Here is a 26,769-nt window from a genome sequence, read left to right as displayed (position 1 = left end):
GAGTGCGTTGGGCTGGAAGGTGGTAAATCACCGCCATTAAATGATGATCGGGAGCTGGCACCAAAAATAGCTTGAGCGAGAAGCGATTTCACCCGCAGCGAAACGTTTAACTGCGTCACCCCACAACCATGACGCACATGCCGCGCCTAGCATTTCTCGCATTCGCCATGGTTGGCTGGTGTATGACCCCTGAGCGATAAGGTCTATTCCATACAGACCCCGCAGACAGATCCGTCTAAGCACATATGCTGGCATCTCGAAGGATCCCTTGCGCTATCTCCATGTAGGAGCCCTCCACCCAATTTGGTTGGAGACGATCATTGCTCCAGCCAAGCGACTGGCTAGTCTAGCTCATACGGTGATCTTGGCCTGCGGCGCCTTTTGGCGGCCGGCCCCCCATTTCTGGATCGGCCGTTCGAAGAATTCCCAGCTTAGGGCGGAAAAGGCGATTGTCGGGATCGCAACAACGACCAGTTGGATGATCCCCCGCTTCAGCGGGTAATCGAAGAGCCGCCACATAAGATGCATCATCAGCCAAAGCATCGGAAAGTGGTAGAGATAACATCCGTAGCTGATGCGGCCGAGATAGGCCAAGGGCCGGGCTCCAAGTACGCGATTGATAATCGGGCTTGTCCCCGATGCCGTTATGGCAATCAGGATTGCCATCGGCAGAAGCGGAAGAATTTGTAGAAGGAAATCGACGACCAACAGCAACCGTGGACGGCCATCCGTCTCAACGAGTTGCAGGGCACCCCACAGCGCTGCCGGCAGGATTGCCGCAAGGAGGCGTGTTCGGACCGGACGTGCCAGCATGCCCGAATGGAAGAAGACCAAAGCTCCCACGCCGAATGCATCAAGCGAGAAGGGAGACCACAAGACCATGTTGTCGGGGTAATAGCCGGTGACATAACATCTGAGCCAGAATGCCAGCGCAATGGCGATGGCGCCCGCGGCGACCAGCGCCACCGATCTGTTTGCGCAGCTGAGGACAACTAGCGGCCAAATGAGATAGAACTGCCATTCGACGGACAGGGTCCAGATATGGGCAAGCACCCATGGGTGCCAATTCATGTTCATCGCGAACCAGACGTTTGACAGAAAGGCGAGATGATAAAAAAGCCCATCCCGGATCGTGACGAGGCCGATCGCGGCGAGGGCCAGGACCATGGCGTAATATGTCGGCAGGAGCCTGAGCGCCCTTCGCGTGTAGAAAGATCGCAACGCCGCAAAACTGAACCCTTCGGCGTCGCGCAACGCGACCAGTTTGGCGGTAATCAGGAAGGCACTCAAAATGAAGAACGTTCGTACCGCCAGGTCGCCGAGCAAGGAATCTCCGTCGACGAAATGCGTATAGAACACACCAAGGATGGCAATAGCCCTGATGCCATCAAGGCCCCTTATCCGATCCGCCTCCATTCCCCACCCGTTCCTTCACCCTGGTGGTCATATTCCGCCATGCCCCGACCGGGCGCAAGGGGACGAAGCCGTACTTCGAGGTCGTCCTCAACCGCACGACCTAAAGCGCGGCAAGCGAATCTGAAAGATCGCGACCTAGTTTAGGGCAGGAACAGCACGTTGTACTGATCGAAATCGCCCGGCAGCTCACGGACCTTCATTTCCTCTTCGCGATCCTCGAACAGCACGAGGCAATCCTCGTAGAAGCCTGAGAGCATTGATATGAAGGCTTTCGTTCCCTCACGCCCGTAAAAAAGCGGCGTGAACTCCATGTAGAGCGGCACGCGGCGGGCAAGCAGCGGCTGCATTGAGCGGCAGGCGACCGGCTCGTAGCCCTCGATATCCATCCAGACGAGGCCGATTGCGGCCGGATCGACCGAAAGCCCGGCAAGGATTTCGGAAACCGGCTTCACCGGCACGCTGATCTTCTTGTCTGTCGGGCTTTGTCGGATGGCGCTGCTCTTGCCGTGATTGTTGAGGTTGAGGAAAAAGTCGATCTCGCCTTCGCTCTCGCCGGCGGCGCAATTGATCAGCCGGACCTTCTCCTCCAGCCGGTTCTGGCGAATGTTGAGCTGAAGCAGCGGGAAATTGCGTGGGTCGGGCTCAACACTGACGATATGGGCGTATGTGTCGCTCAGCGCGAAATAGACGGTCTGGGTGCCGATATTGCCGCCGATCTCGAGCAGCGTTGCGTCCCTCCTGAGCAGGCCGCGCTCGCGCAGGATGACGATCAGCCGGTCGACTGCCTCGCGCTCGAAATGGCCCTTCCGGAAGACCTTGCGGCCGATATAGTCGGCCGGCGAGAAGGTCATCAGGTGATCACCGGCGTCGACCGTCATCGAAACCACACGCGGGCCGATATTCTCGATCAGCAGGCGGCGGCCGAAGCGGGTGTCGAAGAAGCGCGAAGCGGTCGCATTGCGCGCCCTGCGCAGCCGGCGGCTCCAGTATTTGGCGGTCAGCCAGGGCTTGCCGGGCATCAGGTTATTCCTTCGAGCGGTTCTGCCGCTTTCTCTCTCGGGATGACGTAGACTTTCAAGGGCAGGGCCCGGCCGCGCACACTGATTTCACGGCTTTCGATGCCGGCGAGATCGGCACCCGAAAGGCTCGCCACCGGTTCGGAGATGACGATCGCCGCCTCGAACTCCTTGGCAGCACTTTCCAACCGGCTCGCAACATTCACGGTATCGCCGATCGCCGTCATGCTGCGCACCCGGCCGTATCCCATCGTGCCGACGACGGCGGGACCGGTATGAATGCCGATCGCGATGCGCAGCGGCAGTGCCAGTTCGTCGGCGAGTTCTGCTGCGAGTTTCTCGATCTCCGTAACGATCGCTGCTGCCGCGGCGAGCGCCTGGCGGCAGGCTTCCTCCGGCGTGGTATTGAGGCCGAAGAGCGCCATGGCGCCGTCACCGATGAACTTGTCGAGCCGTCCGCCCGCCTGCTCCACCGCCTTGCCGATGATGGCGAAATAGCGGTTCAGCAGGAAGACGACATCGAAGGGCAGGCGGGTTTCCGTCAGCGTGGTGAAATGGCGGATATCGACGAAGAGCACGGCGATCTCACGCTCGCGGCCGGGGCTCGTTTCCTGGCTGTTGGCAGGAAGGGCTGCCTCGGTCGCCGGTACGAGAAGCGGCGCGACCGCAACGTCGCGGTTTGGACGAAGCTGGCAGGCGAGCCGGACATCCGGGCCGGCATTGATGCGCCTCAATGTCGTCTGTTCCATCTTGTCGGGGGCAGGCAGGCTGTCGTAATCGCCAAGGATCTGCACACGGCAGGTAGAGCACTGGCCCTTGCCGCCGCAGACGGCATAATGCGGCAGACCGCCGAGCCGGCTTGCTTCCAGCACCGAGAAGCCGCGCGGCACGCGGATCACCTCGCCGCCCGGATAATTCACGGCGACCTGGTCGAGCCGCTCCTTCAGCTTGCGCCGGGCGCGGGCAGCGACGACGATGAGCAGAGAGGCCGAGAAGGCGCCGTAGAGCCCGGCGCGGATCATGGCGACCTGACGGTGAACTTCCGGGTTAGAGGCGTAACGGGTGTTGATGTCCTCCTTGTAGGCGCTGATGGTCATTGCCTGCTGGTAGGAGGGATCGGCGAGCGTGCGGCCCATTTCGACGAAGCCGAGCAGCGAGAGCACCGGCACGAGGATCGCAAGCGCCAGCAGCAGCGGCGCAAAGTCCGGATACCAGGAGCGGTAGCGCAGCCAGAAATGGATGCCGATGCAGCCGTGGATCCAGACGGCGACGACACCGAACACCTGCCGCACGCCGTTTGTCGGGTTCCTGATCCAGAGCGTACTGACGACCGTCTCGTAGTCGTCGATGTAGCCGTAGAACTCGTGGGCGATGCGCGTGCCGATGACATGATCCATAAGCAGCAGCGGGATCAGCAAGCCGAGCACGATCTGCGCCATTTCCCCCTTCGGCATGACGAGGCTGCGGCGCATGTAGATGGCGCGCAGCACCAGCGCGATATGGGTGAGAACCGACGAATAGAAGATGGCGGTCCCCAAAGGATTGCGCCAGATCGCCAGGAAGAGGTGGGCGGCTTTATCGGCGGCGGTGACCGAAATCAGGCCAATCGCATGGTTCGACAAATGCAAGAGGACGAAGATGAAAATGACGAGGCCGGAACCGAGCCTCGCCCTTCTGATCGTACGCTCTGAAAAAATCCCTGTGGCCGAGACCGTCGTCATTCATTCCCGTTCTTGTCGATGTAACCGCAGGCCCATAGAGATTGAGAAAGAGGCGGAATTGCTTCGATCGCGATCACATTCCATATGCTTATGCGCAAGTTTTAGGGAAAGGGACAATAGCGGAATTTTTCGTGATAGCACGAGTGCCAGTTGTAAACAGTCTGTCGTACATGAGGTGTCAATGCGGGTGGCTTTCTACGCGCCGATGAAATCGCCGAACCATCCGGTGCCGTCGGGCGACCGGCTGATGGCGCGGCTGTTGATCCGGGCGCTGGAACTTGGCGGGCATCAGGTCGACGTCGTTTCCGAATTCCGTACCCATGCCTCGACACCGGAGGCGGCAGCGGCGCTCGAACCCGCCATCCGCGCCGAGCTGGAGCGGCTGCGGCTGACATGGAAATCCGCGCCGCGACCGGAACTCTGGTTCTGCTATCATCCCTATTATAAATCGCCCGATCCCTTCGGGCCGGCGATATCAGCCGAATTTGCCATTCCCTATGTCACCGCCGAAGCCTCCTACGCGGCAAAACGCGACCGGACCGGCTGGGCAGCATCACAGAAGCGCGTGGGCGAGGCGATCATGCAGGCGGCGGTCAATATCAGCTTCACCGAGCGCGACCAGGCCGGGCTTGCAGCCGCATTTCCGCAGGCACGGCTTGCCGGGCTGAAACCCTTCATCGACACGGCGCTGTTCGAGAGGGTGTCGCCGGCGCCCGATCCGCGCCGGCTGATGACGGTGGCGATGATGCGGGCCGGCGACAAGATGGACAGTTATGTCATGCTCGCAAAAGCATTGCGGCTGATCGAAGACCGGCCCTGGACGCTTGCCGTCATCGGCGATGGTCCGATGCGCCAGGAGGTGCAGGGTCTGTTTGCCGGCCTTGCCGGCCGCATCGAATGGCTGGGCGAGCGGAATGCCGTCGAGATCGCCGAACTGCTTGGGCATGGCGGCATCTATGTCTGGCCCGGTTGCGGCGAGGCCTATGGCCTTGCCTATCTGGAGGCCCAGGCCGCCGGCCTGCCCGTCGTCGCGCAGGAAACGGCAGGCGTGCCAGCAGTGGTCGAGGCTGGCGGGACCGGCCTGCTGTCGCCGGATGGCGATGTCACCGCCTATGCCGAGGCCGTGGCTACCCTGCTTGACGACAGGCAAAGGCGCGACGCCATGGGGCAGGCGGCGCGGCGCTTCGTGCTTGGGCAACGTTCGCTTGTGATGGCGGCGCAGCTATTGAACGGAATTTTGCGGGACAATGCAGGAATAGGAGTGACGTGATGACCGACAGGATGGCGGCCTGGGACCCTCTGCGCCGCGAGCTTGAGCGCTGGCAGGCTGCCGGCCGCGTGGCGCGGTTCTGGCTGCGGGATGACGATGCTGTCGAGCCGACCCTGGCGCTGGAGATGCTGATGGCGCTGGCTGGCGAAAGCCGGGTTCCGCTGACGCTCGCCGTCATTCCCGGCCTGACCGGCGAGGCCTTAGCCGCACGCCTGGGGGAGGAAACAGCCGTCACGGTTGCGGTGCATGGTTGGTCGCATAAGAACCATGCGGGGCTTAAGGCGAAGAAACAGGAACTCGGCGGCGAGCGGCCGACGGAGGTCGTGCTCAGCGAGTTGGGTGAGGGGTTCCGGCTGCTGCAGCGGCTGCATCCGGCCCGCTTCCTGCCAGTGCTGGTGCCGCCGTGGAACCGGATCGATGCGGCCCTCATTCCGGCGCTGCCCGGTCTCGGATTTGCAGCCCTTTCGGTCTACGGGCGGGCAAAGCAGGGCGGTCCGCTGCCACTTCTCAACACCCATGTCGATATCATCGACTGGCATGGCACGCGCGGCGGACGCAGCGAGGCGGAATTGGTGGCCGAGCTGGTGGCCGAGCTTCGCGACCGGTTTGTCGGCAGCGACGAGCCTATCGGTGTCCTCACCCACCATCTGGTGCATGACGCGGCCGCATGGGACTTCCTGTCGGCCTTGTTTGCAGTGACGGGCGGGCATCCGGCCGTCCGCTGGTCATCGGCGTCGGAACTGCTAGAGCATGTCGCGTAAAAGTGCGCCGCGGTTTTGCGATAACGACATGCGCAAAAGCAAGACCTAAAGCGCGAGGAGCGGATCTGAAAGATCGCGACGCGCTTTAGGGACCTAGACATTGCCGATCAGGCGGCGTGAACGCGTCCGAGGAAATCTCGCATGATTGCGACGACGTCATCGAGATGCGTCTCTAGCAGCCAGTGGCCGCCGCCGAGCAGATGCAATTCCGCATCCGGCAGATCGCGCAGATAGGCTCGCGCCGATTTTTCCGGCATGTAGTGGTCGTTCGGCCCCCAGACGATCAAGGTCGGAGGCTGGTATTCCTGCAGATATTTGCGGTGTTGCGGAAACCAGGCCCGGTTCTCCTTCAGTCCGGCGATTAGGTCTATGGCGATTTCCTTGCGGCGCGGCTTGATCAGCGACCAATGCAGCTTCCAGAGATCCGGTGGGATGGTGTCGGCCAGAGAGGGCGGCAGATCGTTGAGGAATTCCTCCTTGAAAGTCTCCTCGCTGACTGCCTTCGCCAGCACCCTTCTCATCTCCGATTCCGGAAGCGTCCACGTCGCCTCGATATCCGCATATTTCGGCCCGAGGGCATCTTCATAGGGGATATCGCCATTCTGGATGATCAGCGCCAGGATCCGCCGGGGGTCTCTGATCGCCAACCGCGCACCGATAGGCGATCCGAAGTCGTGGAGGTAGAGGACAAACCGGTCGACATTCATCGCGCTGACGAAGGCCTCCAGCCAGGCAGCGTATCCATCGAAGCTATAGTCGAAATCATCAGGCGTGCCGCTGTAGCCGGCACCCGGGAAATCCGGCGCAATCAGGCGCCAACGGTCGGCAAGGCGCGGCATGAGATTGCGAAATTCATAGGATGAGCAGGGATATCCGTGCGGCAGCAACAAGACCGGAGCATCCTCTCGGCCGGCCTCGCGGTAGAAAGTCTCGACCCCTGCAACGGTCATCCAGCGATGTCGGACGAGAGTGACCATGGGGAGCTCCTCAGAATCGTTTTTCGTTTTTCTTCCCTCGGTCTTCCTCATACTGTTCGGCGCCTTCCACCGGCCGCAGCCACGGTTCGCGGCGTTTGATCCAGAGTTCGTAGCGCGGCACAAGCGGCGTTGGGGCCTCGGATAGGATGCCGAGTTTGATTTCCGCCTCCTGGTCATCGGCGGAAAACAGGCGCGAACCACAGCCGGTGCAGAAATGCCGACCCTGGAACTCGTCGGTCTGCCCTGAATGTTCGAATTGGCCGGCGGGCCAGATCCCATAGAAGGTAAAGGCCGAACCGCTTTCTTGTCTGCAGTCCGTGCAATGACAGATTCCAACGCGCAAGGGTTCGCCCCGGACAGAAATGTGCACCTGCCCGCAGAGACACTTTCCGGAAAGCACGGTCATGACGGAGCCTGTTTCGTTGATTTGCGCTGCCGGGAAAACGGTCTGGCCCGGCATCTGTTCCGTGGCGACGAAGCAGGCATGCTCGGTTCGACTTCGTCGAAGAGCTTCAGACTGGACAAGATAACGGGAGGCCCCTAGCGGACCTACTCAATCACCACGATCTGATTGTCGCGGGCGGCAAAGGACTCGGGGAAGGCTGCCTGCGCTTGCATTTCCATCTGGGCCAGCTGTTCGTCCGTGCGGGAGGGGGCATGGTGGAAGAGCGCAAAGCGCTTGGTGCCCGCCATCTTCGCAAGCTCGGTGCCGTGCTGCCAGGTCGAATGGCCGAAGCCCTTGAAACGCTGCATTTCGTCTTCGTTGTAGGTGCAGTCGTAAACGACGAGATCGGCATCCCGCATCATCTCCAGCGAAACCGGATCGTAGCTGCCTGGAATATGCTCGATGTCATAGACGAGAGCGACCGAACGGCCCTGCCATTCGATGCGGTAGCCGATGGCGCCGCCCGGATGGTTCAGCATGAAGGTCTTGATCTCGATGCCCGCATGGGGCGTCAGCACCTGGCCGGCGTGGAAATCGCGGAAGTTCATCGTCGCCTGGCAGATGTCGGTCTTGACGGGAAACCAGGGCGGGCTGATGAACTGCTCGACCATTTCCCGCGTGCTCATCTTGCCATCGAGATGGCCGGACCAGATGTTGACGTTGATCGAGGGGTAATAGATCGCCTTGAAGAAGGGCAGGCCGATGATGTGGTCATAATGGCAGTGGCTGAAGAACAGGTCGACGTCGCTGACACTGTCGGCGAGCAGCGAAAGCCCAGCCTCACGCAGGCCGGAGCCTGCGTCGAAGATCATCCTATGTTCTCCGCAGCGAATTTCGATGCAGGAAGTGTTACCGCCGTAGCGATCGAACTCGGGGCCCGACACGGGAATACTGCCGCGGACGCCCCAAAATTTTACCTGAAACAAATCTGTCGTCATCGTTCTTCAAACCGGCCTTCCCACGTCGCCATCGTAGTCATTGTTCATCCCGATGCGAAGCAGTAGAATTCCACGGGTTTGCCTGTGCCCCCTTTCATTCTCCTAACCGCTAGCGGAAGAAGAAGTAGATTTTCCTAAGCAATCGGCTTTCGCTTCGGAAAGCAACCCAGTATGGTTCGTTTTCGGTAAACGGGCTGCTGAGCGCGGGATTTTCCCGTATGTCATGCCTATTAGATGGTTGCGCGCGATTGAAAAAACAATTGCTGCCCTGTTGAGCCGAAAAATCCAGTTTTTTGAGCAGTACGCAAGCCGGGCCAAAGGGCTTGGTCTAACAGGCATGGGGCACCTGTATTGTGGTCAGGCCCTGCTCGACCCGGTCGGCTCCACGTTCTCCGGAAAAACCAGCATCATATGAGAAAATTCTAATTCCCATTCTGCGAATGCTTCCTTGATTGAGAAGGCCAGAAAGAGATATATCCGACGAAACAGAAAATATAAGAGACTCGCCATGTTGCAGCCGGTTATAAACGAGACCATTGCCGAGAGCAGCTACAGGCGCATTCGGGCCGACATTATTTTTGGTCGGCTGGCGCCAGGACAAAAGTTGAAGTTGGAAAGCTTGAAGGAGTCCTACGAGACCAGCATCAGTACGCTTCGAGAAGTGCTGAATCGGCTGTCCTCCGAGGGGCTTGTCGTTGCCGAGGGACAAAAAGGTTTCGAAGTGTCTCCGGTGTCCGTTTCAGACCTCAAGGAGACAGCGGCACTCAGGCTTCTCCTGGAAACACATGCGCTGGAACAGTCGTTCGTGCATGGCGACGTTGAATGGGAGGCTCCCCTGGTCTCGGCGCATTACAAATTGGCACGGATGGAACAGGTGATGGCATCGGGCGACACCAGCAGGGCGGAGGACTGGAAGCGTTACGACTGGGAGTTTCACCAAGCGCTGATATCCGCCTGCGGGTCGAAACTGCTGATGGAGACGCACTCGGTGATCTTCGACAGATATCTCAGATATCAGATGGTCGCCTTGTCCTATCGAGGCGATGTCGCGGCCAATGAACATCAGCAGCTTTTGGATGCGGCATTGCGACGTGACGCGGAGACGGCCAAGCGCGTGCTTGTGCTGCATATCCAGGGCGGGGTCGAACATGCGCTGGCAAGAGGGACGCTGAAATAGAGATGATCCGGAGGTTTCTCTTCGCGCTTTAGGTCCACCAACACAGATGACATTTCGGCAAAACCAGGAAAAGCCATGCTCAAGCAAGTCCACGACCCGGCTGAAACAGTAAGCGATGTCGTCTTCCGGCAGATCCGCGAGGATATCATATCCGGGACATTGCCGCCGGGAGCCAAGATCAAGCTGGAGCAGGCAAAGGAGCGTTACTCCATCGGCATTTCATCGCTGCGTGAAATTCTGAGCCGCCTGACCACGGAAAACCTCGTTGTCGCCGAGGGGCAGCGTGGCTTTGAGGTCAGCCCTGCGTCGCGCCGAGAACTCCTCGAGCTCGCCGACCTCAGGATCGTTCTTGAAACGCATGCGATCGGCCTTGCCTTCGCTGCGGGAAATCTCGAATGGGAGGGGCGTATCGTCGCCGCCCATCACCGGCTGGCTGCCGCCGAACGCAAGCTCCTTGCCGGCGACGTGTCGCGGACAGTCGACTGGGTCCGATACGACTGGGAGTTCCATCAGGCGATCGTCTCGGCCTGCAATTCAGCGACGCTGATGGCGACATTGTCGTCGGTCTTCGATCGCTTTCTTCGTTACCATATGCTGGCCGAGAGTTTTCGCGGCAAGCCAGTCGTCGATGACCACCGGCTTTTGTTTGAACTTTCCATTCAGCGCGACGTCGCGGGTGCGACCGACGTCGTCAAACGGCACGTTCAAAGCGGCGTGGAGCATGTGCTCAAGAGCGGCCGGATTCGCTAGAGCATTTCCAGGAAAGTGCGAAGTGGTTTTCCGTCCGGAATGCGTAAAAACAAAAGCTTAGAGTGGCTCTGCGCTCCATGAAAAGCTGAACCGCTCTAAACCAGGGCCTCAGGAGGCGTCTTTCGGAATTCCTTCCGGACGCATCTGTTTCTTCAAAGCGGCGATCCGGAAAATAGCGTTCGGCGCGCCGTAGCCACGGTAGCCGCGGCGCTCGACGATCTCGAAAAAGAAACCCTCTCCATATGTTCCGCTATAGAGCTGGAAATATTCGCCATGCTCGTCCCGGTCATAGAGGATGTTTTCCGCCTTCAGCCGCTCGGTCAGTGCAGGATCGAGGCCGAACCGTGCTTCGACGTCATCGTAGTAGTTCGGCGAAATGTGCAGCGATCTGAAACCGCAAACACGAAGGTTTTCGGCGGTCGCAAAGATGTCGTCGGTCAAAAACGCCAGGTGCTGTATGCCGGCTCCGAATTTCTCGGCCATGAAATGTCCGGCCAGCGTGCGGCGGTTCTCGGCGCCGTTCATGGTAATGCGCAGCGCCCCGGTGTCGTTCTCGACGACTTGGCTGCGGACCACCCCGGCCGGATCGATGATATCGACCATCGGGGTCTTCCGCGTCTCGAAAATGGACGTGTAGAACAAAAGCCAGGTGAGCATTTCATCGTAGCCGACCGTCTGGGCGACGTGATCAATGCGCAAAAGGCCTGCCGACGGCGCGTCGCTGTCGTCCGTGACCGGCTGAAAGTCGATTTCGGAGAAACGACCCAATGCGCTCTTGTCATCGATGAGATAGATGATCCCGCCCCCCACACCCCGAATGGCAGGCAGCTCGAGCTCACCATCTGCGACAGGCTGGATGAATGGCTCGGCATCCAAGGCGAGCGCCCGCTCATAGGCCTTTGCCGCATCGTCGACGATCAGGGCCATGGCATATGCAAAAGTACCGTGAACGGCGTAGGCGGCGTTGGCAAATCCTGCCTGATCGACATTGACGAGGATCCGGATCTCGCCCTGCTCGAAGAGGGAGACCTTTTTCGTGCGGTGGACCGCCGTCTTTTTGAATCCCAGCGTGCGCAGCAAGGCAACCAGCTCGACTTCATCTTCCTCGTCCGTTGCAAACTCGACGAAGCCGACGCCCTTGACGGAAGGCCTTTCCGGCATCGCCGCCCCGGTCATGCTGCCGATGCCGAGATGGCGGCGCACCTGATCGCCAAGATAGATCAGCGAGCGGTGGCCGTCGGCGGCAATCGCCCGCGACAAACCACCTCGAAACTGGTCGTTGAAAATTTCCAGGGAGAAATACCCGTCATACCCTGTCGCCGCGACGGCTTCGGTGAACGCCGTGACGGGCAGGTCGCCTTCACCCGGCATGTTTCGGAAGTGGCGGCTCCAATAGAGCAGGTCCATGTCGATCAGCGGAGCATCGGCAAGCTGGACGATGAAGATCTTCTCCTTGGGAATCGAGCGGATGGAATTGACGTCGATCTTGCGTGACAAGGTGTGGAAGCTGTCGAGGATAAGGCCGACATTTGGATGATCGGCGCGACGCACGATCTCCCAGGCGTCGCGATGGTCGCTGATATGGCGACCCCAGGCAAGCGCCTCGTAGCCCACCCTCAGTCCACGCCTGGCGGCACGCTCGCCGAGTTCATGAAAGTCCTCTGCTGCCCGGTCGATGCCGCCGATGGCGGCCGGCGAGACGTTGGAGCAGACGAGCACCAGGTCCGTTCCGAGCTGCTGCATGACGTCGAACTTCCGTTCCGCGCGGTCAAAAGTACGGCTCCGCAGCGGCTCCGGCATGCCTTCGAAATCACGAAATGGCTGAAACAGGGTGATCTCCAGGCCATGGTCGCGGACGAGTTTTCCGACATCGGCCGGGCTTCCGTCGAAGGCGAGGAAATCATTCTCGAAGATCTCGACGCCGTCGAAGCCCGCCCGGGCGATCGCCTCGAGCTTCTCCGGCAGTTCGCCGCTGATCGTGACAGTCGCAATCGAGGTCCTCATGTCAAAGCCCTTCCGATATCCGTGCGGGATTAAACGAGCGCCGAACACGACAATGCGTTCCAGGAAAACCGCTCGCTACTATTATGGCAAATGTCGTGAGGAATTCAAATAGCGTGTCTTATGATAAATTCTCATATGATTTTGAAAAACTCTGTTGATTTGAGAGTCCTTCTCTGGCAATCATTTCTTCCACAGTCAAAGGTGAGGTGGCTGTCCGGTCGAATGACCGCCAAAGGAGGAGGAGTTACATGTTCAAGTCTTTGCTAACGCGCCGAAACGCGATGCTCGGAACCGCGGCCCTGGTGGCTGCCGTCACCCTGGCGCAACCGGCCGCCGCTATCACGCCTGATGAAATCAAGGCTCGCGGCAAGATCATCGTCGGGATTCAGGGTGACAATCCGCCCTGGGGCTTTGTGACCAGCGGCGGCAAACAGGACGGCCTCGATGCCGACATCGCAACGCTGTTTGCCAAGGAACTGGGTGTTTCCGTCGAGTTCGTGCCACTTGAAGTCAACAATCGCATTCCCGCACTGACGGCCGGCCGTGTCGACGTTCTGTTTGCCACGATGGCGATGCTGCCGGATCGCGCAAAGGCCGTGCAGTTCAGCAAGCCCTATGTTGCCAACGCGATCGTTCTGATTGGTCCGAAATCGGCTGAGATCAAGACGAATGCCGACATGGCCAAGTTCACTGTCGGCGTCGCCAAGGGTGCTGCTCAGGACACGCAGGTCACCAAGAACGCGCCGCCGAGCACCACCATCCGGCGCTATGATGGAGACGCCGCGAGCGTCCAGGCCCTGGTGTCCGGCCAGGTCGAGACGCTTGGTGGCAACATTTTCTATATGGACCGAGTAGAGAAAGCCCGTCCGGGCGAATTCGAAAACAAGCTTGAATTCCAGAAGCTCTATAACGGTGCTTGCACGCGTCTCGGCGAAAAGGAAATCAATGCGGCGATCAACACCTTTATCGACAAGATCAAGGCAAACGGCGAACTCAAGACCGTCTACGACAAGTGGATGAAGGTTCCAGTTCCGGAATTCCCGGAAAAGCTGGAAGGCATTCCGTTCGCGGCGAACTGAAAGCTCATAAATCGAGAATTTAGTCGAGGAGGTGGGCATCCCTGGTGATGCCCGCCAACGCTACCATCATGTTTCGAGACCGGCTTCGGCCCGCGTCCGGGAGCGCGATCATGAACAAGCCAATCTTTGTGCTCAATGGACCGAACCTCAATCTTCTCGGTCAGCGCGAGCCGGCAATCTATGGGACCACGACGCTTGCCGATATCAGGAAACGGTGCGTGACCAAGGCAAAGGCCCTGGGATTCGACGTCGAGTTTCGCCAGACCAATTTCGAGGGCGAACTGGTGGAGAGCGTGCATCAGGCCAGGACCGACGCCTGCGGCATCATCATCAATCCTGCCGGTTATACGTTCACATCGATCGCTCTTCTGGATGCGTTGAAAATGTTCGACCCGCCGAAGATCGAACTGCACATTTCGAATGTTCATGCGCGCGAGAGCATCTACCACAATTCGCTGATCTCGCGCGTTGCCACCGCCATCATGATCGGCTTTGGAGCCGACGGCTACGAACTCGCTATCCAGGCGATGGCAGGAATGGTCAAGCGGGACTGAACTTTCAGGAAGACGGACCGGAAGGATCGCCATGAATTATAAGTTGGATTTCACCCCGGTCATAGATGGCCTGCCGAGCCTTCTGCTTGGCTGTCTCGGGACATTCTTGCTTGCCATTTGTGGGATGCTGCTGGCGATCATCATTGGAATTGGCGGCGTTGCGCTGCGCGACTCTGCGCTCAAACCGGCGCGATGGCTGGTCATCGCCTTCGTCGAACTGATCCGCAACACACCTTTTCTGGTGCAGATCTTCTTCATCTATTTTGCGCTTCCGCTGACGGGCATCAGGCTGGATCCGACGCCGACGGCGATTATCGCGCTCGGCATCAACGGTGGTGCCTATGCCATCGAGATCATTCGGGGCGGCGTTCAGTCGATCCCGAAGGGACAGATGGAAGCGGGGCTCGCCCTTGGTCTGCACAAGGCTCAGGTCTTCCGTCTGATCATTCTCAAGCCGGCATTGCGGGCGATCTATCCGTCGCTGACGAGCCAGTTCGTCCTCCTGACGCTCACCACCAGCATTGCATCGGCGATTTCGGCCTACGAGCTGACCTCCGTATCGCAGCGCATCGAGTCGGAGAGCTTCCGCAGCTTCGAGGTCTACTTCACGGTCACGGTTTTCTATTTCGTGATCTCCTGGCTGATGATGCGCATCTTCGCGCTGTTTTCGGCGCGCTACTTCAAATATCCGGTCAAGTAGGAGGAATTCCATGGGTCACGACGAATTCGTCTTCCTCCTGATCGGCCTGAAGTGGACCGTGGTCCTGTCCGCCGTCGGCTTCGTCTGCGGCGGCATTGCAGGGCTCGGCGTCGCCCTTGCGCGCGCCTCGGGCATACCGCTGCTGGAACGCGTCACGGCCGCCTATATCGCCGTCTTCCAGGGCACACCGCTGCTGATGCAGCTTTTCGTCGTCTATTACGGTCTGGCGCTGTTGGGGCTGATGCTCGATGCCTGGGTGGCCGTTGCCATCGGCCTGACCCTGCATGCGAGCGCCTATCTCGGCGAGATCTGGCGCGGATCGATCGAAGCGGTTCCGCGCGGTCAGACGGAAGCGGCAAAGGCTCTCAGCCTCAGATACGTCTCGCGCATGAGGGATGTCATCCTGCCGCAGGCGCTGCGCATCTCGCTGCCAGCCACGGTCGGTTTCCTCGTGCAGCTGATCAAGGGTACCTCGCTGGCATCGATCGTCGGCTTCACCGAGCTGACGCGGGCCGGCAACATCATCTCCAACCAGATCTTCCAACCGCTGACGGTCTTCGGCATCGTCGGCGCTCTCTATTTCCTGATGTGCTGCCCACTGACGATCCTTGGCGCGCGCCTCGAACGAAAGTTTGCCGCCTCTGCGCGCTGATCCGCATCCCTCGTCTTCGACGCGGTCCAGCCCGCCAACGTGGAGTTCTACTGATGACCAGTCCCAGTCCTGCTCAAGGCGCAGAAACGATGATCACCATGGAGCGGGTGGAGAAGTGGTATGGCGCTTTTCAAGCCCTGCACGACATCAACATATCGGTTCGTAGCGGCGAGAGGATCGTCTTGTGCGGGCCTTCCGGTAGTGGGAAGTCGACGCTCATCCGTTGCATCAATCATCTGGAGACCTACGAGAAAGGTGAAATCCGCGTCGGCGGGATTCTTCTCAGCAATCAGGCCAAGACCATCGATGCGATCCGTCGTGAGGTCGGCATGGTCTTCCAGCAGTTCAATCTGTTTCCGCATCTGACGGTGCTGCAGAACTGCATGCTGGCGCCGATGAAGGCTATCGGCGTCGGCAAGGCGGAGGCCGAGGAACGGGCACGCGGGCTGCTCGAGCGGGTCAAGATCCTGGAGCAAGCCGACAAATATCCGGTGCAGCTTTCGGGTGGCCAGCAGCAGCGCGTCGCCATTGCCCGCGCGCTTTGCATGCGGCCGAAGGTGATGCTGTTCGACGAGCCGACATCGGCGCTTGATCCGGAGATGGTCAAGGAGGTGCTGGATACGATGATTGCGCTCGCCGACGAGGGCATGACGATGATCTGCGTCACCCACGAAATGGGCTTTGCCCGCCAGGTCGCAGACCGCGTGATTTTCATGGCCAGCGGCGCGATCGTCGAGGAGGCCCCGCCGGCCGAGTTCTTCACCAACCCACAGCATGAGCGAACCAGGAAATTCCTCGGAGAAATCCTGCGAAAGTAAGGCGTCTCAAGGTCGATGCCTCTGGCAAATTATGGGAGCCGGCAATGAAGCCGATAGAGATTGCAGTCATGGGAGCCGGCCTCATCGGCAGGCGCCACGTCGGGCGCATTATCTCCGAGCCCGGAACCGTTCTCTCGGCGGTGATCGATCCTTCTGCCGCCGGTCGCGACTTTGCCGAGAATGTCGGCGCCCGATGGTACCGGAGCTTCTCAGACATCCGCGTCGAGGACAGGCCTGACGGCATCATCGTGGCAACGCCGAACCAGCTCCACGTTGAGAACGGAATGGAGATCGTCGCTGCCGGCATTCCTGTCCTGATCGAGAAACCGATCGCCGACGATGTCGATGCTGCAGCGGCCCTGGTTGCCGCCGGCGAGAAGGCAGGCATACCGCTGCTCGTCGGCCATCACAGGCGCCACAATCCGATGATCCAGGTGGTCAAACAGATCGTCGACGGCGGAACGCTTGGCCGGATCCTCACGGTGCACGGCACGTTCTGGGTCGCCAAGCCCGACGACTATTTCGACATCCCCTGGCGGCGCGAGGCGGGCGCCGGCCCGGTTTTCGTCAACCTGATCCACGATGTCGATCTCTTCCGATATTTCTTCGGCGAGGTCGAAGCAGTCCATGCGATGGAATCCCACGCCGTGCGGAACCATGCCGTCGAGGATACGGCTGTCGTGACGCTGCGTTTCGAAAGCGGGGTGCTTGCCACTCTCAACGGCAGTGATGCCGTGGCCGCGCCCTGGAGCTGGGAGACGACCACCGGCGAAAACCCTGCTTTTCCCCGTTACGACCAATTCTGCTACCAGATCGGCGGCACCAAGGGTTCGCTCGGAATTCCTGATCTGACGCTTTGGACGAGCCCTTCGAAGCCCGATTGGCTGGAGCCGCTTGCCGAGCAGCGCGTGCCTTTCGCAGCAGCCGATCCCCTTTGCGTTCAGCTCAGACATTTTTGCGATGTCATTCGTGGCGATGCCACGCCTCTGGTGAGTGGCCGGGAGGGCCTTGCTACGCTCAGGGTCGTCGAAGCGATCAAGAGATCGGCGCACTGGGGGCAGATGATCCACCTCTCTAACGCCAGCGCCTCTTCCGATCCCCAGAAAGTCTGACCACATGATCACCGGGACGACCAAACTCATCGCTCACCTCGGCTACCCGACGGAGTCCTTCAAGGCGCCGCTGATCTACAATCCTTACTTCGAGAAGAACGGAATTGATGCCGTCGTCGTGCCGATGGGCTGCAGGCCGGAGGACTATTCGGCATTTCTGAAGCTTCTGTTCCGGTTGTCCAATATCCACGGTGCTCTGATCACGATGCCGCACAAGATTTCGACGATGGCGCTGCTCGACGAAACGTCGACCAACGCGAAAGTCGCCGGCTCGTGCAATGCAGTGCGTCTCGGTTCGGATGGCAGGCTGATCGGTGACATGTTCGATGGCGAGGGCTTCGTTCGCGGCGTGTTGCGCAAGGGTAAAAAGGTTGAAGGAGCCCATGCGCTCATTGCGGGTGCCGGCGGCGTCGGCTCGGCGATCGCCGCGTCGTTGGCACAGGCGGGCGTGGAGCATCTCGCCATCTTCGACGCCAACGAGACGACCGCGACCGCGCTGCTGGACAGGCTGAAGAAATATTATCCGCAGCTTGAAGTAACGGTCGGCTCCGCCGATCCGGCAGGCTTCGACATTGTCGTCAATGCGACACCTCTCGGAATGCGACGGGGCGACCCGCTGCCGATCGATATCGACCGCATCTCGCCTTCGACCTTCGTCGGCGAAGTCGTGATGACCAAGGAGATAACCCCTTTTCTCGAGGCCGTGCGGGCGCGCGGCTGTGCATTTCAGGTGGGGACGGACATGTTGTTCGAACAGATTCCAGCCTATCTCGAATTCTTCGAATTCCCGACGACGACGGCCGACAATCTGCGTGCCATCGCCAAGCTCGGATGATGCAAATTTAAAGCGAGGCGGTGATGCCGCCATCGACGGTCAGCATATGGCCGTTGACAAAGGAGGAGGCATCCGAGGCCAGGAAGACCGCGGCGCCGACAAGCTCCTTGACCTCGCCCCAGCGGCCGGCCGGGGTGCGGGTTTCAAGCCAGCCAGAAAACTTTGGATCATCGACCAGCGCCTGGTTAAGCGGCGTGCGGAAATAGCCGGGCGCGATCGCATTGATCTGCAGGCCGTATTTCGCCCAGTCGGTCGCCATGCCGCGCGTGAGGTTCTTCACCGCGCCCTTGGTAGCGGTATAGGGCGCAATGCCGGGACGGGCGAGTTCGGCCTGGACGGAGGCGATGTTGATGATCTTGCCGCGGCCACGCGCAATCATCGCCTGGGCGACCGGCTGGCTGACATAGAACAGGCTGGAGACGTTGGTCTTGAAGATCTCGTCCCATTTGTCGACCGGAAAGTTCTCCAGCGGTGAGCGGAACTGCATACCGGCATTGTTGACGAGGATGTCGATCGGGCCGATCTCGGCCTCGATATAGGCGATGGCGGTGCGGCTGGCCTCCGCATCGGTGACGTCGAAGGCGGCGCTGACGGCATGGCGATGGCTGCGACGAATATCCTCGGCGGCGGCCTCCGCCTTCTGCGCGTTGCGGCCGTTGATGATGATCGAAGCGCCATGCTCGGCAAGCCCGACCGCCAATGCGCGGCCGATGCCCTGACTGGAGCCGGTGACAAGGGCGCGGCGGCCGGAGAGATCGAAGAGGGGGAAGGTCACGGGGTTGCTCTCATCTTGGGAAGTCAACTTGAAAAACATAGCACCGGGTGCTACTTTGAGACATGGCGGAACCGCTTTCAAAACCGGGTGGTTTACCAAGGCAGCTCGCAAAGCGCGGATATCGGATTCCGAATTATTGAAAACTATCAGGCAGGTCGCGGAAGGCAAGGCCGGTGATCTGGGCGGCGTCTGGAGATCGAACATGGCAAAAAGCATTAAGTACAAGAACGATGCGTTCGAGGCGATTCACACGTCTGCGAAGCCCATGCATAAAATAGGAACGATCGACAAGGAAACGATGCGCTCCTTCGATGAAAGCTGCCTGGTTTCGCCGCACGCACTTGGTCCCGAGGCCATCAAGGCACTGCGGGAAAGCAATCACGTCAGCCAGCCGGTTTTCGCACGATATCTCAACACCAGCGAATCCACCGTGCAGAAATGGGAAAGCGGTGCCAAGCGGCCGAGCGGAATAGCGCTGAAGCTGCTCTCGATCGTGCAGAAGCACGGGCTTCAGGTTCTGAATTAGGCCGTTCCAAGTCTCTTAATATTTTTTATCAGCTCCCCGGCGAGCCGCAGGCTGGCGGCGGTTGCCATCGTCATTTGCGGCAGCAGCAGCCATTCGAGCGTCCAGGCAGAGCCCGAGCGTTCCTGTTCGTGGACGAAGGAATGATGGATGCCCGAGAGCGCCGTGGCGTTGAAGCGGGCGAGCGAGACGAGGACTTCGGCGGAAACGGGGTTTTGCTTGTGTGCCATGGCCGACGAGGTGCCGCCGCCTGAAATTTCGATCTCATCGCCGGCCTGGGCGAGCAGCGCGATATCCTGCCCGATCTTGCCGAGACTGCCCGATATCGACGCGAACAGGCCGGCAATATCGGCGATCGGCAGACGCCCGCTCTGCCATTGCGGTGCATCGGTGAGGCCGAGCTCCTGGGCGAGCGAGGCGCGGATGGCTGCGGCCTGCGATCCGAGCTTGTCCAGCGTGCCGGCCGCACCACCGAACTGAACGGGAAAGCTCTGTTCGGTCAGGCGGTCGCGATAGGTCGCGAGCGGTGCGCGCCACGTATTGAGGCGATCGGAGACGGTGATCGGGATTGCCGCCTGCATGCGGGTATGACCCATCAGCTGGTTCCGCCCGAACTGGCCGTCCAGCGCATCGAGCCCTGCGGCAATAGTGGAAAGCCGGCCGGCAAACAGGAAGACGACGGCCTTCAGGCGGATCATCAGGCTGGTATCGATGACATCCTGGCTGGTCGCGCCGAGATGCAGGCTTTTGGCCGCTTCCTCGCCGACATCAGCGCGCAGCTGCTTGACGAGATCGGGAACGACGACACCGTCCCTTGCCGTTGCCGATCGAAGACTGGACACATCGGGCGAGAAGGCAGCGCAGGTGTCAGCGATGCGCCTTGCCGCTTCGGCAGGAATGAGGCCGTGAGCGGCTTCAGCCTTGGCGAGCGCGGCCTCGAAGGAAAGCATCGCCCGTATATCCGCCTCGGCGGAGAAATAGGGCGCGATTTCATCGTCGCCGAGCAGGCCGGAAAGGAAGGGGTGGTCGAAGGGCGATGCGGTCATCGGTCTCTCGTTTATTGCGTCGTCCCCATCCGGCTGCCGCACCCTCTCCCCTCGGGGAGAGAGGGTAGAGTGAGGGGAGGCTACCTGCACGGAGCCCTTAGAACAAGCAGCCGGCATGCAGACCCTCAGATATCGAGAAAAACCGTTTCCTTCGGACCCTGCAGATAGATGTCGAAATGACAGGTGGCGCCGTCGCGGGTGGCGATCATCGTTGCGACGCGCTCGCGATGTTCGATGCGCGAAAGCAGCGGGTCGGCGGCATTGGCCTCCGTCTCCTCCGGAAAATACATGCGTGTATGCAGGCCGATATTGATGCCGCGGGCGACGATCCAGAAGGTGATGTGCGGGGCTTGTCTGCGGCCGTCCTTGAAGGGGACGCGGCCGGGCTTGACCGTCTCGAAGCTGTAGACGCCGTCTTCAGCACGGGTCGGGCAGCGGCCCCAGCCGGTGAAATTGGGATCGGCGGCGCCGCGCATTTCCGACGGGCTGTTGTAGAGGCCGGCGCTGTCGGCCTGCCAGATCTCGATGACCGCATCGCGCACCAGCGCGCCGGCGCCGTCGAAGATCCGGCCGGTGACGGTGATACGCTCGCCGAGCGTCTTGTCGTTGACCATCGCGATGCCGAGATCGGTGTCGTAGACGCCCGCTATGTCGCAGAAATTCGGCGTCAGGCCGATATGGACATAGGGGCCGGCCGTCTGCGACGGGGTTTCCTTGAGATAGCCGAGCTGTTGCATGGTCAGTTGCCCTCCAATTTGTTTTCGAACATCGTCGAGCGGCGGCCGCGCAGCACGATATCGAATTTATAGGCGCGTGAATCCATCGGGATGGTATTGCCCCAGTCGAGCGGCGCGATCAGCTGCTCGATCGCCGCCTTGTCGGGGATCGTGCCGACGATCGGACATTTCCAGATCATCGGATCGCCTTCGAAATACATCTGGGTGATCAGGCGTTGGGCAAAGCCGTGTCCGAAGATCGAAAAATGGATATGGGCGGGACGCCAGTCGTTGATGCCGTTCGGCCAGGGATAGGCGCCGGGACGGATGGTGCGGAAATGGTAGTGGCCGTCCTCGTCGGTGATGGCGCGGCCGCAGCCCCCGAAATTCGGGTCGATCGCCGCCAGGTAGGTTTCCTTCTTGTGGCGATAGCGGCCGCCGGCATTGGCCTGCCAGAACTCGACCAAGGCGCCTTGAACCGGCCTGGCGCGCTCGTCGAGCACGCGGCCATGGACGATGATGCGTTCGCCGATCGCACTTTCGCCGGGCTGCGCATAGTTCAGGATCAGGTCGTTGTCGAGTTCGCCGATCATCGAATGGCCAAAGACCGGACCGGTGGTCTCGGAAATCGTGCCGTCAAGCGACAGCAGCGCGCGCTGCGGCGCGCGCAGCACGGAGGTCTTGTAGCCGGGGGTCAGCGCCGGCGCATGCCAGGCGCGGTCGCGGGCGAAGAAGCCGCCGGTCTCGGGCTTGCGGTTCGGTCGTTCGGACATGTTCCTCCCTCAGGCCGCCTTTTCGGCGTCCATCTGTTCAAAAGCCTGCTTTGCGATCTTGATCGCGTGATTGGCGGCGGGAACGCCGGCATAGATCGCCACATGCAGCAGCGCCTCGCAAATATCCTCCCGGGTCGCCCCCGTATTGGCGGTGGCGCGCACATGCATGGCGACCTCGTCGTCTTGGCCCAGCGCCGCAAGCAGAGCGATCGTGATGATCGAGCGCTCGCGCTTCGTCAGCGCCGGGCGCGACCAGACATGGCCCCAGGCAGCTTCGGTGATCAATTCCTGGAAGGGGCGGTCGAACTCCGTCGATGCACTGGCGGCGCGCTCGACATGGGCGTCGCCGAGCACGGCGCGGCGGGTCGCCATGCCCTGGCGATAGCGCTCGGAGGAGGATGCGGTCTCATTCATGGGCTGACTTCTCCAGACGGAACGGATGTGAGGAAGGCGCGGATGATCGCCGTCAGCGCCTCCGGCTGCTCGACGCAGGGAATGTGCGCGCAATCAGGGATGACCTCGTAGCGAGCGCTGGATATCAGCTTTGCGGTCGAAAGCACGAGATCGGGCGGCGTCGAGCCGTCCTGATCGCCGACGATGCAGATCGTCGGGACGGTGATCGTCTTGGCGATTTCGGTAAAATCGGCATCGCGGATCGCGGCGCAGGCGGCGAGATAGCCCTCGACGGGCTGGCGCGTCAGCATGTTGCAATAGCCGGCATAGGCGGTGCTCTCGGGCCGGCGGAAGGCGGGCGTGAACCAACGCTCCATGATGGCGTCGACAATGCTGCCGATGCCGTTTCTCTCGACGGCGGCGATGCGGGCGTCCCAGCTCTCCGCCGTGCCGATCTTGTGAGCGGTGTCGCAGAGGATCAGCGCGCGGACCAGGTCCGGCCGGCGGTGATAGAGCGACTGGGCGATGAGGCCGCCGACGGAGAGGCCGCAGATGACGGCATCCTTGACCGACAGCAGATCGAGCAGGCCGGCGAGATCTGTCGCATGGTCCTCGATCGATGAGGGGAGCTGGCCGACATCGGAAAGGCCGTGGCCGCGCTTGTCGTAAAGCACGATGGCGAATTCGCCGGCAAGCCGCACCACGACATCACGCCAGATGCGGAAATCCGTTCCAAGCGAATTGGTAAAGACGATCACCGGCCTGTCGGCAGGGGCACCAATGATCTGATAATGGATCGTCACGTCGTTTATGCGGGCGAATTGCACGTCACTCTCCTCCTGTCTAGTGAAATTGACTGGTTGATCCGGTTAAGTAAAATGATATTTATTGGCGTTTCGATAACCCTGGAGTTATGCGAGCGATGATCGACAGCCGGGTCAAGTTCCGCCATCTGCAAACCTTTGTCGAGGTGGCGCGGCAGAAGAGCGTCATGAAGGCCGCCGAATTGCTGCGTGTCAGCCAGCCGGCAGTCACCAAGACGATCCGCGAACTGGAACAGGTGCTGGGTGTCGATGTTTTCGAGCGCGATGGCCGCGGCATCAAGATCACCCGCTACGGCGAGGTCTTCCTGCGCCACGCAGGCGCGGCACTGACCGCGTTGCGCCAGGGCCTCGATTCCGTGTCGCAGGAGCAATTTTCCGAGGCGCCGCCGATCCGCATCGGCGCGCTGCCGACGGTGTCATCGCGCATCATGCCGCGGGCGATGGAACTCTTCCTCAAGGAAAAGACCTGGAGCCGGGTGAAGATCGTCACCGGCGAGAACGCGGTGCTCCTGGAGCAGCTTCGTGTCGGAGATCTCGATATCGTTGTCGGACGTCTGGCCGGCGCCGAGAACATGGCGGGTTTTTCCTTCGAACATCTTTATTCCGAGCAGGTGGTGTTTGCCGTGCGCGCCGGCCATCCGCTGCTCGACGGCCGGCAATCGCTGTTTGCCGGCTTCGCCAACTTTACGGTGCTGATGCCGACGCGGGGTTCGATCATCCGGCCGGTGGTCGAAAATTTCTTGATCGCCAACGGCGTCTCCAGCCTACCGAACCAGATCGAGACGGTGTCGGATTCCTTCGGCCGCGCTTTTCTGCGGGCAAGCGATGCGATCTGGATCATTTCCAACGGCGTGGTGGCCAACGATGTCGCCGACGGGCGGCTGGCGCTTCTGCCGGTCGATACCGGCGAGACCAAGGGACCGGTCGGGTTGACGATGCGCGCCGATGCCGTGCCGTCGCTGCCGCAATCGATCCTGATGCAGACGATCCGCGAGGCGGCAGGCGAGGTTGCCTAACATAACGGAGGTCGAACCGATGGAGAATCAGGACAAGGATCTGGGCAGGAGGGCGACGGACGCGATGGTGGAATTCGTCCATGCCTTTGCCGGAATTGCTGCGCGGCTGCTTGGATGAGAAGAAGCTTCTGACAAGAGACCTGCCGGGTTACGCCGAATACCGCCGCAAGGTCCGCTACCGGCTGCTGCCTGGTTATGGTGACGGCTAAATCGGTGGTCAGCAGGACCAGCTCTTTAAATTCGCTTGTTGAATGCCCAGATTTGGACTATGTCTATTTCAAGACAGGAGGTCCTTATGCTGCATGCACGACGGGAGCAACGAGAAGGCCAGGGGCCGCAGCGGCTGGAAATGGAGCGGTTTGCTCCGGCAAACCGCAAGAGGCTCAGCGCGCCTGCTTTGCGAACCTTTTTGGCGATCGCCGATCTCTGGGGGCTGACGGAAGAGCAGCGTCTGCTCGTGCTCGGCTATCCATCTCGGTCGACCTACCACAATTGGGCCAAACAGGCGCGCGAGCTCGGCGCATTTACGCTTGATGTCGATACGTTGACCCGCATCTCGGCCCTGCTTGGTATCCATCAGGCTCTCGGCGTGCTGTTTTCCGATGAACGCGCCGGCGTCGCCTGGCTACGCACGCCGCATCAGGCGCTCGTTTTCAGCGGGCATCCGCCGCTTGATATCGTGACGAACGGGACCCAGGACGGGTTGATGACCGTCCGCCGGTTTCTCGATGGCGCGCGAGGCGGTCTCTACATGCAGCCAAATATACTCGACGAAGCGTTCACGCCCTACGAAGATACGGACATCGTCTTCCGGTGAGGGATCGTTTTGCAGAGGCGCCGCGTCCGTCACACCGGTTGATCCCCTCGCAATTTCCGCCCATCGGGCTTTTCGAGACGGTGACGCGGGCGGCCGATCTCCAAGCCGTGATGGAGCTCGTCGGCTGGACCAACGACCGCCTTGTCGCCGACCGCATCCAACGACTTCCCGAGGACCAATGGGTTTATGGCGTTGCCAATGCCAGCATCGTCATGGCGGCCTTCCTGCATGTCGCGCCGGGAGGAATGCGCTTCAACGGCCCTGATCTCGGCGCCTGGTATGCCGCCGACAATCTCAAAACGGCCGCCGCGGAGGTTGGCCATCATCTCAGGCGCGAGGCCGTCGCGCGCGGGGTCGCGACGATGGCGCGCACCTATCGAAGCTATTCGGCCACTCTGATTGGCGATTACCTCGACATTCGCGGCGAGCAGACGCTGCGGCCCGATGTCTATGACGGCACCAGCTATGCGGCGTCGCAGGTGCTGGGGGAGGAGGTGCGCTCAAGCGGCGGCGCCGGTATCTTCTATGATAGTGTCCGGATGAAAGGCGGAGTGGCCATCGTCGCGCATCGGCCGCGCAATATTCAGGGCGTGGTGCAGGCCGACCACTTCGAAATCACCGTTTCGGCCACCGACCGGCGTATCGACGTCAGGAAGCTTGCAGCCTGACGGCGGCAGCCGCGGGCCGGCCCCGGGGATATGGGTGATGCTCAAACCGGCAATCGTTCGGCCCATGCCTTCACCGCCTTCGCCATCGTGGCGAGGTGATCGGCACCGGAGAAACCGGAGATCGACTTGCGCGGCTTGAGATCGTGGTCGCCGTCCTCGAGCCAGAGGATCTCGATCCTGTCGGACAGATCGTAGCCCGGCACCTCGTCCCGCGTGCCGAATTCGTCGCGTGTTCCCTGGCAGATCAGCGCCGGCGTCGTCAGCCCCGCGAGATGGCCGGTACGCAGCTTCCCAGGCTGGCCGGGCGGATGGAAGGGATAGCCGAGGCAGAGCAGGCCGACGATCTTTCCCCGACGATGGAGATCGTCGGCGACCATGCTGGCGACCCGGCCGCCCATCGACTTACCGCCGATAATAAGCGGGCCGCTGGCGCCGAGCTCGGCAATGGCCGCCTCGTATTCGGGATTGAGCATTTCGGCCCGCGGCGGCGGCTTGCGGCCCTCGGAGGTGCGGCGGGCGGCCATGTAGGCGAATTCGAAACGGGCGACGCGGAAGCCAACGTTGGCGAGTGCATTTGCCGCTGATGTCATCGACGCCGAATCCATCGGCGCGCCGGCGCCATGCGCAAGAAGGATCGTGAAGCGCGCATCCTGAGGCCCCTGCAGCAAAAACCTGTCAAGCATCGGTAGTCCTCCATCCCATCGCCGGAACCATGTCGCCGGCCGTGACTTCTTTCTGGAAAGGAGACCGACAATGTCGACGAATGATCAAAACGTAAAGCCCGAGCAGCGACGACCCAAGGATGTCGGCGCCGTTCCTGAAAAGCCGGAGCCCGCCGACGCAGAATCGATGGCGCCGCCGGTGGTGCAGCCGGCCGGGGTCAGGGACAAGAGCGAACGACCCGTGGTCAATCCGATCACCGGGGTCGCCTCCTGATCGACTACGGTCAATTGTCGTGTAAAACCGCTGAACCGCCTCTTGAAACCCCGGCGG

Annotated in this window: 31 protein-coding genes; 17 read left to right on the top strand and 14 right to left on the bottom strand. The window is 60.8% G+C overall.

The window, feature by feature from the left end; translation table 11 throughout:
- Nucleotides 1–351: 351 nt before the first annotated feature.
- The 3 genes from C3Y91_RS03720 to C3Y91_RS03710 all read right to left on the bottom strand — a co-directional run bounded on the left by C3Y91_RS03720 (nt 352) and on the right by C3Y91_RS03710 (nt 4,153).
- The gene (locus C3Y91_RS03720) at nt 352–1,416 is read right to left on the bottom strand and encodes an acyltransferase family protein (protein WP_168575021.1); all 1,065 of its coding nucleotides are present in this window, start codon (nt 1,414–1,416) and stop codon (nt 352–354) included.
- 140 nt (nt 1,417–1,556) lie between these two features.
- Nucleotides 1,557–2,435, bottom strand: coding sequence for an FkbM family methyltransferase (locus tag C3Y91_RS03715; protein ID WP_168575020.1), 879 nt, complete (start codon nt 2,433–2,435; stop codon nt 1,557–1,559).
- Nucleotides 2,435–4,153, bottom strand: a complete 1,719-nt coding sequence (locus tag C3Y91_RS03710; protein ID WP_168575019.1) for an adenylate/guanylate cyclase domain-containing protein — start codon at nt 4,151–4,153, stop codon at nt 2,435–2,437. The genes C3Y91_RS03715 and C3Y91_RS03710 overlap by 1 nt, the downstream gene beginning before the upstream one ends.
- A gap of 181 nt (nt 4,154–4,334) precedes the next feature.
- Here C3Y91_RS03710 and C3Y91_RS03705 point away from each other — a divergent pair, with 181 nt between their 5' ends.
- Both C3Y91_RS03705 and C3Y91_RS03700 read left to right on the top strand, forming a co-directional pair.
- On the top strand, nt 4,335–5,423 hold the full coding sequence (locus tag C3Y91_RS03705; protein WP_168575018.1) for a glycosyltransferase family 4 protein: 1,089 nt from the start codon (nt 4,335–4,337) through the stop codon (nt 5,421–5,423).
- Entirely contained in the window at nt 5,423–6,184 is a 762-nt protein-coding gene (locus tag C3Y91_RS03700) for a polysaccharide deacetylase family protein (protein ID WP_168575017.1), read from the top strand. Before C3Y91_RS03705 ends, C3Y91_RS03700 begins: the two co-directional genes overlap by 1 nt.
- A gap of 107 nt (nt 6,185–6,291) precedes the next feature.
- On the opposite strand, the gene C3Y91_RS03695 is transcribed toward C3Y91_RS03700, so the two are convergent.
- The 3 genes from C3Y91_RS03695 to C3Y91_RS03685 all read right to left on the bottom strand — a co-directional run bounded on the left by C3Y91_RS03695 (nt 6,292) and on the right by C3Y91_RS03685 (nt 8,544).
- Nucleotides 6,292–7,161, bottom strand: coding sequence for an alpha/beta fold hydrolase (locus tag C3Y91_RS03695; protein WP_168575016.1), 870 nt, complete (start codon nt 7,159–7,161; stop codon nt 6,292–6,294).
- A 10-nt stretch (nt 7,162–7,171) separates the two neighbouring features.
- On the bottom strand, nt 7,172–7,567 hold the full coding sequence (locus C3Y91_RS03690; protein ID WP_168575070.1) for a GFA family protein: 396 nt from the start codon (nt 7,565–7,567) through the stop codon (nt 7,172–7,174).
- A gap of 143 nt (nt 7,568–7,710) precedes the next feature.
- Nucleotides 7,711–8,544 carry an MBL fold metallo-hydrolase gene (locus tag C3Y91_RS03685; protein ID WP_018071502.1) on the bottom strand — a complete coding sequence of 278 codons (834 nt, stop codon included), beginning with the start codon at nt 8,542–8,544 and terminating at the stop codon, nt 7,711–7,713.
- Nucleotides 8,545–9,052: 508 nt separating this feature from the next.
- Between C3Y91_RS03685 and C3Y91_RS03680 the strand changes: the two genes are divergently transcribed.
- Together C3Y91_RS03680 and C3Y91_RS03675 are read left to right on the top strand one after the other, a co-directional pair.
- Nucleotides 9,053–9,721, top strand: coding sequence for a GntR family transcriptional regulator (locus tag C3Y91_RS03680; RefSeq protein ID WP_018494407.1), 669 nt, complete (start codon nt 9,053–9,055; stop codon nt 9,719–9,721).
- Between the two features lie 75 nt (nt 9,722–9,796).
- Nucleotides 9,797–10,471 carry a GntR family transcriptional regulator gene (locus C3Y91_RS03675; protein WP_018482622.1) on the top strand — a complete coding sequence of 225 codons (675 nt, stop codon included), beginning with the start codon at nt 9,797–9,799 and terminating at the stop codon, nt 10,469–10,471.
- 108 nt (nt 10,472–10,579) lie between these two features.
- Here C3Y91_RS03675 and C3Y91_RS03670 read toward each other — a convergent pair whose 3' ends face one another.
- Nucleotides 10,580–12,475: a bifunctional sugar phosphate isomerase/epimerase/4-hydroxyphenylpyruvate dioxygenase family protein gene (locus C3Y91_RS03670; protein ID WP_168575015.1), complete on the bottom strand. Its 1,896-nt coding sequence runs from the start codon at nt 12,473–12,475 to the stop codon at nt 10,580–10,582.
- A 248-nt stretch (nt 12,476–12,723) separates the two neighbouring features.
- On the opposite strand from C3Y91_RS03670, the gene C3Y91_RS03665 reads away from it, so the two are divergent.
- The 7 genes from C3Y91_RS03665 (at nt 12,724) to C3Y91_RS03635 (ending at nt 18,225) form a co-directional block, all read left to right on the top strand.
- Entirely contained in the window at nt 12,724–13,554 is an 831-nt protein-coding gene (locus C3Y91_RS03665) for a transporter substrate-binding domain-containing protein (RefSeq protein ID WP_168575014.1), read from the top strand.
- Between the two features lie 110 nt (nt 13,555–13,664).
- Complete coding sequence (locus tag C3Y91_RS03660) at nt 13,665–14,108, top strand: type II 3-dehydroquinate dehydratase (RefSeq protein ID WP_018071496.1); 444 nt, start codon at nt 13,665–13,667, stop codon at nt 14,106–14,108.
- A 31-nt stretch (nt 14,109–14,139) separates the two neighbouring features.
- Nucleotides 14,140–14,808 (top strand): amino acid ABC transporter permease, encoded by a 669-nt coding sequence (locus C3Y91_RS03655; RefSeq protein WP_017991876.1) that lies wholly within the window; start codon nt 14,140–14,142, stop codon nt 14,806–14,808.
- A gap of 10 nt (nt 14,809–14,818) precedes the next feature.
- Nucleotides 14,819–15,460, top strand: a complete 642-nt coding sequence (locus C3Y91_RS03650; RefSeq protein WP_018071495.1) for an amino acid ABC transporter permease — start codon at nt 14,819–14,821, stop codon at nt 15,458–15,460.
- Between the two features lie 53 nt (nt 15,461–15,513).
- Nucleotides 15,514–16,278 (top strand): amino acid ABC transporter ATP-binding protein, encoded by a 765-nt coding sequence (locus C3Y91_RS03645; RefSeq protein ID WP_128402471.1) that lies wholly within the window; start codon nt 15,514–15,516, stop codon nt 16,276–16,278.
- A gap of 44 nt (nt 16,279–16,322) precedes the next feature.
- Nucleotides 16,323–17,390, top strand: coding sequence for a Gfo/Idh/MocA family protein (locus C3Y91_RS03640; RefSeq protein WP_168575013.1), 1,068 nt, complete (start codon nt 16,323–16,325; stop codon nt 17,388–17,390).
- Nucleotides 17,391–17,394: 4 nt separating this feature from the next.
- Nucleotides 17,395–18,225, top strand: a complete 831-nt coding sequence (locus tag C3Y91_RS03635; RefSeq protein ID WP_168575012.1) for a shikimate dehydrogenase family protein — start codon at nt 17,395–17,397, stop codon at nt 18,223–18,225.
- 7 nt (nt 18,226–18,232) lie between these two features.
- Here the strand turns inward: C3Y91_RS03635 and C3Y91_RS03630 are convergent, their stop codons facing one another.
- On the bottom strand, nt 18,233–19,000 hold the full coding sequence (locus C3Y91_RS03630; RefSeq protein ID WP_168575011.1) for an SDR family oxidoreductase: 768 nt from the start codon (nt 18,998–19,000) through the stop codon (nt 18,233–18,235).
- On the opposite strand from C3Y91_RS03630, the gene C3Y91_RS03625 reads away from it, so the two are divergent.
- Complete coding sequence (locus tag C3Y91_RS03625) at nt 18,954–19,526, top strand: helix-turn-helix domain-containing protein (RefSeq protein WP_343227710.1); 573 nt, start codon at nt 18,954–18,956, stop codon at nt 19,524–19,526. The genes C3Y91_RS03630 and C3Y91_RS03625 overlap by 47 nt on opposite strands.
- Here the strand turns inward: C3Y91_RS03625 and C3Y91_RS03620 are convergent.
- The 5 genes from C3Y91_RS03620 to pcaD form a co-directional block, all read right to left on the bottom strand.
- On the bottom strand, nt 19,523–20,569 hold the full coding sequence (locus C3Y91_RS03620; protein ID WP_168575010.1) for a 3-carboxy-cis,cis-muconate cycloisomerase: 1,047 nt from the start codon (nt 20,567–20,569) through the stop codon (nt 19,523–19,525). The genes C3Y91_RS03625 and C3Y91_RS03620 overlap by 4 nt on opposite strands.
- Nucleotides 20,570–20,694: 125 nt before the next feature.
- A complete protein-coding gene (gene pcaG / locus C3Y91_RS03615; protein ID WP_168575009.1) occupies nt 20,695–21,306 on the bottom strand; it encodes a protocatechuate 3,4-dioxygenase subunit alpha in 612 nt (203 codons plus the stop codon).
- A gap of 2 nt (nt 21,307–21,308) precedes the next feature.
- Nucleotides 21,309–22,058 carry a protocatechuate 3,4-dioxygenase subunit beta gene (gene pcaH, locus C3Y91_RS03610; RefSeq protein ID WP_168575008.1) on the bottom strand — a complete coding sequence of 250 codons (750 nt, stop codon included), beginning with the start codon at nt 22,056–22,058 and terminating at the stop codon, nt 21,309–21,311.
- 9 nt (nt 22,059–22,067) lie between these two features.
- Entirely contained in the window at nt 22,068–22,472 is a 405-nt protein-coding gene (gene pcaC, locus C3Y91_RS03605; RefSeq protein ID WP_168575007.1) for a 4-carboxymuconolactone decarboxylase, read from the bottom strand.
- Nucleotides 22,469–23,278 (bottom strand): 3-oxoadipate enol-lactonase, encoded by an 810-nt coding sequence (gene pcaD / locus C3Y91_RS03600; RefSeq protein ID WP_168575006.1) that lies wholly within the window; start codon nt 23,276–23,278, stop codon nt 22,469–22,471. The genes pcaC and pcaD overlap by 4 nt, the downstream gene beginning before the upstream one ends.
- 95 nt (nt 23,279–23,373) lie before the next feature.
- Here pcaD and pcaQ point away from each other — a divergent pair, with 95 nt between their 5' ends.
- The 4 genes from pcaQ (at nt 23,374) to C3Y91_RS03585 (ending at nt 25,776) form a co-directional block, all read left to right on the top strand.
- Nucleotides 23,374–24,291: a pca operon transcription factor PcaQ gene (pcaQ, locus tag C3Y91_RS03595; protein WP_168575005.1), complete on the top strand. Its 918-nt coding sequence runs from the start codon at nt 23,374–23,376 to the stop codon at nt 24,289–24,291.
- A gap of 80 nt (nt 24,292–24,371) precedes the next feature.
- Complete coding sequence (locus C3Y91_RS38355) at nt 24,372–24,500, top strand: hypothetical protein (RefSeq protein WP_281411350.1); 129 nt, start codon at nt 24,372–24,374, stop codon at nt 24,498–24,500.
- An 86-nt stretch (nt 24,501–24,586) separates the two neighbouring features.
- The gene (locus C3Y91_RS03590; protein WP_168575004.1) at nt 24,587–25,108 is read left to right on the top strand and encodes an MbcA/ParS/Xre antitoxin family protein; all 522 of its coding nucleotides are present in this window, start codon (nt 24,587–24,589) and stop codon (nt 25,106–25,108) included.
- The gene (locus C3Y91_RS03585) at nt 25,105–25,776 is read left to right on the top strand and encodes an RES domain-containing protein (RefSeq protein WP_168575003.1); all 672 of its coding nucleotides are present in this window, start codon (nt 25,105–25,107) and stop codon (nt 25,774–25,776) included. Before C3Y91_RS03590 ends, C3Y91_RS03585 begins: the two co-directional genes overlap by 4 nt.
- 41 nt (nt 25,777–25,817) lie before the next feature.
- Here C3Y91_RS03585 and C3Y91_RS03580 read toward each other — a convergent pair whose 3' ends face one another.
- Nucleotides 25,818–26,459: an alpha/beta hydrolase family protein gene (locus C3Y91_RS03580; RefSeq protein WP_168575002.1), complete on the bottom strand. Its 642-nt coding sequence runs from the start codon at nt 26,457–26,459 to the stop codon at nt 25,818–25,820.
- 70 nt (nt 26,460–26,529) lie between these two features.
- Between C3Y91_RS03580 and C3Y91_RS03575 the strand changes: the two genes are divergently transcribed.
- The gene (locus C3Y91_RS03575) at nt 26,530–26,712 is read left to right on the top strand and encodes a hypothetical protein (protein ID WP_003548476.1); all 183 of its coding nucleotides are present in this window, start codon (nt 26,530–26,532) and stop codon (nt 26,710–26,712) included.
- Nucleotides 26,713–26,769: the final 57 nt, after the last annotated feature.

Source organism: Rhizobium ruizarguesonis (genome assembly GCF_012349115.1).
In the GTDB taxonomy this organism is placed as follows: Bacteria; Pseudomonadota; Alphaproteobacteria; order Rhizobiales; family Rhizobiaceae; genus Rhizobium; species Rhizobium ruizarguesonis.
This window is presented reverse-complemented; position numbering and strand designations above follow the sequence as displayed.